2 protein-coding genes and 2 pseudogenes are annotated in these 4,647 nt (G+C 35.0%); 3 read left to right on the forward strand and 1 reads right to left on the reverse strand.

Annotation, left to right across the window (positions count from 1 at the left end):
• The first annotated feature begins 377 nt into the window (after positions 1-377).
• The 3 genes and pseudogenes from E2K98_RS30155 to E2K98_RS30160 all read left to right on the forward strand — a co-directional run bounded on the left by E2K98_RS30155 (position 378) and on the right by E2K98_RS30160 (position 3,086).
• On the forward strand, positions 378-1,835 hold the full coding sequence (locus tag E2K98_RS30155) for a multicopper oxidase family protein (RefSeq protein ID WP_133340647.1): 1,458 nt from the start codon (positions 378-380) through the stop codon (positions 1,833-1,835).
• 174 nt (positions 1,836-2,009) lie between these two features.
• Positions 2,010-2,084: pseudogene (locus E2K98_RS32505) on the forward strand (hypothetical protein); the annotation flags it as partial.
• A 315-nt stretch (positions 2,085-2,399) separates the two neighbouring features.
• A pseudogene (locus tag E2K98_RS30160) lies at positions 2,400-3,086 on the forward strand (class I SAM-dependent methyltransferase).
• A gap of 229 nt (positions 3,087-3,315) precedes the next feature.
• On the opposite strand, the gene E2K98_RS30165 reads toward E2K98_RS30160, so the two are convergent.
• A complete protein-coding gene (locus E2K98_RS30165; protein WP_133340649.1) occupies positions 3,316-4,320 on the reverse strand; it encodes a DUF3231 family protein in 1,005 nt (334 codons plus the stop codon).
• Positions 4,321-4,647: the final 327 nt, after the last annotated feature.

The following is a 4,647-nucleotide window of genomic DNA, read 5'->3' on the forward strand; positions in this document are numbered from 1 at the left end:
AAACCAACAAATTTTTGTACATCCTTCATATTAAACGGCTCCTTTTCGTGTGTAGCTCTACACTTGGTTTATTTTTGGGTAGTAACATTATGACCAAGTGCAACCTACGTTAAGCGATGGGAGCCGTTTCGTTCATTATGACTAAAGGGGCAGGATAGTTGAAGAGGCACTGATAAAATTTAAACTCTCAGAACTTATAAAGGACATTTAAAAAAACTGTTATATTCGTAGTGTACAAAACTTACAACTTTTAGACGTGACTCCACGTGTCAATATTACGCCAGATATCATTTCATTTATAGGAGAAAAATGCCGGTCTCTCCATAATTTCTGCACAACTGTCCTGTATGCTTAAAGTGAAAGGATGGGTTGAAAATATGAGGAAAATAGCATTAGCAAGTATTATTGTAAGTTTGGGCTTACTAGGGGCCTGCAGCCAAGGAACTAGTAACGATATGAAAGGAATGGATCACTCTTCAATGGATATGAGCCATGAATCCGTTACAGAATTAAAAAGCAGTCTTGGAAAAAATGAATTATCTTTTCCAAAAATATTAAAGCCAGATCGAGAGGATAACAAATCCATTTCCTATACTATTCGAGCTCAACAAGGCATATCTGAAATATTTGACGGAATTAAAACAAAAACATATGGCTATAATGGAGATTTTTTAGGACCAGTGATTCGAGTAGAAAAGGGAATGAAGGTCACAATCCATTTAGTGAATGATTTAAAAGAAGATACTACTTTCCATTGGCATGGTCTTGAAGTACCTGGTAACGTGGATGGGGGTCCACATAAAGTGTTGAAACCTGGCGAATCTGAAACAATTCAATTTATCGTTAAGCAGAATGCAGCTACACTCTGGTTTCATCCACACCCAATGCATGAAACTGGAAATCAAGTATTTAAAGGCTTAGCAGGCTTGCTTTATATCGATGATAAGAATAGTGAAAAATTAGATATTCCAAAAACTTATGGAAAAGATGATTTACCAATTATTCTACAAGATAAAATATTTACTGATGATAAACAACTTGATTATGACAAAGTCATGAATGAAGATGGGACAACAGGAGACACACTTTTGATCAATGGGGTTGTCGATCCAAAACTAACACTAGATCGCAAAAAAGTTCGCTTACGTATTTTAAATGGTTCCAATATGAGAAATTACAAGCTACACTTTGATAATAATATGGAATTTCAACAAATTGCTAGTGATGGTGGTTTCTTAAATAAGGCAAACACAACAAAAGAGATTGCAGTTGCCCCCTCTGAACGAGTCGAAGTTATCGCCGATTTAGCAAAAGTTAAAGGAGATGTTGTTACACTTATAAATGAAGACAATACAACGATTTTGCCAATTCATTTAAAAGAATCAACAAATAATTCCAAAACAACAGAAACTGCAATGGCATTAAATAACCTCGAAATTTCTACCGAAGTAAAGAATAAAAAGGTCACAAAAACAATCAAATTGGCTGGCATGGGAAAAGATGTGACAATTAATAATAAAAAGTTTGATCCAAATCGAATCGATTTTACACAGAAACAAAATGAAACCGAAGTATGGGAAATCGAAAATATGAAAGATTCAATGGGAGGCATGAACCATCCATTCCATATTCACGGCACACAATTCCAAGTTATATCGATTGATGGAAAAGAGCCTCCAGAAAATTTATCTGGTTTAAAAGATACCATTTCCCTAAAACCTGGACAAAAGGCAAAAATTGCTGTTAAGTTCACAGAAAAAGGTGTTTACATGTTCCATTGTCATATTCTAGAACATGAAGATAATGGAATGATGGGACAAATTAAGGTGGATTAATTGTCTAATTGTGGAATTAAAACAAAGTTTGATAATTAATAAAACTTTGTTTAAAATCCTGTTTAAATTTAAACCGGATTTTTCTTTTGTGTTCTTGTGGATGTTGAAAACTTCAGAATGTTACTCAGCTAAAGAGCGCGATTATGGAAGATTCGGCTCTCTAAATAAAATGAAGGAACTTGGCTGTTCCATTGCGATGAACTCCATCATGCTGAGGGTGGTATGGTTAGTTTGGTAAAATACAACTAAGATTAATGTGAAAAAGGGGAGGGCAAATTCGTAAAGATTTTGTTCTTTCCTTTTTTACATTTAAAAAATTAATAAGTATTTGAAGTGGGCAAATTAACGATATTTAAGAACTCATAAAATTTTTTTCTGAAATCCTTCACATACTATAGGGGGGTATAGTATAATATAAGTGTGGAGGCGATAGAATGAATGAAAATATAAATCATGATTGCCACCTTCTTCAAGCTAAAACTGCTATTGTTGTTCGGAACGGAATTGAAAAAGAAGTTCCCCTGGGATAAGATGGACAATAAAGAAATGATGAAAAGCTTAGACATGCCTGAAAGGAAAGAGGCTCTGCCTCCTGAAAAGTTATTGCAATTACTCCCAATTAAAGAAAAGGACATCCTTTTAGATTTAGGTGCTGGAACTGGATATTTCTCTATCCCTGCAGCAAAAATGACTAAAGGAACAGTGTACGCACTTGATTTAGAACCAGAAATGTTAGCTGAACTGCAATCGCGTATAGATCTACAAGGGAGTGTAAATATTCAATTAATTGAAGGTTCTATTTAGGATATTCCATTGTCTTTTGATACAATCGATGGAGTCATTGCTTCCCTTGTTTTACATTATGTCAATCCTGTTTCTAGGGTGTTAAATAAAATCCGACGTGTATTAAAGCCAGGGGGATATCTTTTATGCTTCGAATGGGAAAAAAAGGAGAGCTCGTTAGGCCCACCACTTCATAAAAGAATATCATCATCAGATATGGAAAAAGCAATTGTGGAATCAGGGTTAACTATAATAAAACGTGTTTTTCCAAAAGACTTCTTGTATATCTTTATTGCTAAAAAAATGACTCTCATTAATAGTAACTTGAACCCTACGAAGGGAAAACATCTTGTTTCGTACCATATAAGGACAGAACAAGGTGTGGATATTGTCGTATACGTTGACCATAAACTTGGTGCAACGATTGAATTTTGGCTGGAAGAAGACAGAAAAGTAGCGGAAATTTGATTAGATGACACATAAGTAAATTAGAAATTAACAATGGAGGTAGCTGTGGCACCTCTTTTTATATTTCAGAGTTAGTTTGTGAAGGATTGTACTTAAACAAACGGGTGCAAGAGTTTAAGATCTGAGCGGTCATTTTGACAGCTTTTCTTTTTGTGCTAACTGAGCAGTTTAGTGGAATAAGGATTTTCTAAAAATAAAATGCCCGACCGATTTGGAAGGGCATTTTTTGTTATTTTTGTTTTGCAATTTCTGTTCTATTAGGTGCAAGTGGAGGTTGTTCTAACCAGTTATTTTTCACCATAATATTAAACCAGTTTTTTGTAACCATAAGATTTTGTAAAATAGTGGCCTCATAAGTGGCAACGAGGTCTGTTCGCATTGCTGCTGCCAGACCTGTCCCATGATAGGTTTGTGCTGTTTGAAACAAAAATCCCATGTGATACATTAACAACTTATCAGAAAATGGAGAGTCAGTTGAAATTGTGACTTCAGTTTCCAATGATTTTGGAACTGGTAAGTTATCAGCTTGGAGTATTTTTGTTAATGCTTTTATTTGTCCATCAGCAGTTTTCTCAGATTCAGTTAAAAATTTTCTAACTTCTTTGGATTCCGCCACCTGGCTGAATGCAATAGAAAGGGTTTTAGCCATAATACTTTTTTTCAGGTTAAAAGAAATAGTAATGATTTCTGTAGCAGCAAGAGTCCTACCCCTACCAAAAAGACCGTCTTTGAAATCATTGCTTGTAATATATTGAGGGTGTTCATTTGCATAAAATAATGGGTCTCTCTGAAAAAGTCCTTTATCAAGCAATAACTCAATCGTTTGGTGATACATCTTTTTCGCATCGTTATCACATGAGTCGTAAAAATCCCTTAGGTCTTTTCTGACAGAAATGCTAAATGCAGTGATATGCCCTAATAATCCATGTAAGGTCATTATGTGTAAATAATTCAGGCAGAATGCATCTGAAAACAATCTCTGTTTTCCTAAATAAAGGTCGGTTTCATTAAATCCAATTGGAACAGGAAACCCCTCATTTTCAAAAAAAGTGATAATCTCACTCTTTTGTTTATTGAATGTCTTGAGAGCATCATTAAAAACGGATTTTATTGCTTCATCTTCAATAATTGAGTACATATACCTATTTATTACATCTACCGCTGTTCCGTTTACATACTCACCCCATAAAGAACCAATTTCAGAAGATGTCAATTTTAATTTTTCCGTATCCATATTTTCACCTCCTAAGTATTATTTCCCGAATTCAGAAGTGATATGATTTTCTTAGTTTTAATGTGAGATGAGAGTTTTCTGTATTGCTTTTAATAGTTCTAAGGAGAAATTAGATTGTGAAGAATTGCACTTAAAGTAACGGGTGCAAGAGTTAAACAACGGGGATTGCTGCGGCGATCCTTTTTGTGCGACGGGCAGTCGCATGGAGTGTTGATCTAGTCGACACTCTTCTTTTCATTATCTGACAGAGACGTCATCTCGGTGAAACGACTGGTTGATGATGATGATACTGAATCCCAGATGGTGAAAGTCCATCTCCGAGGAGAC

The organism is Bacillus salipaludis (genome assembly GCF_004358205.1).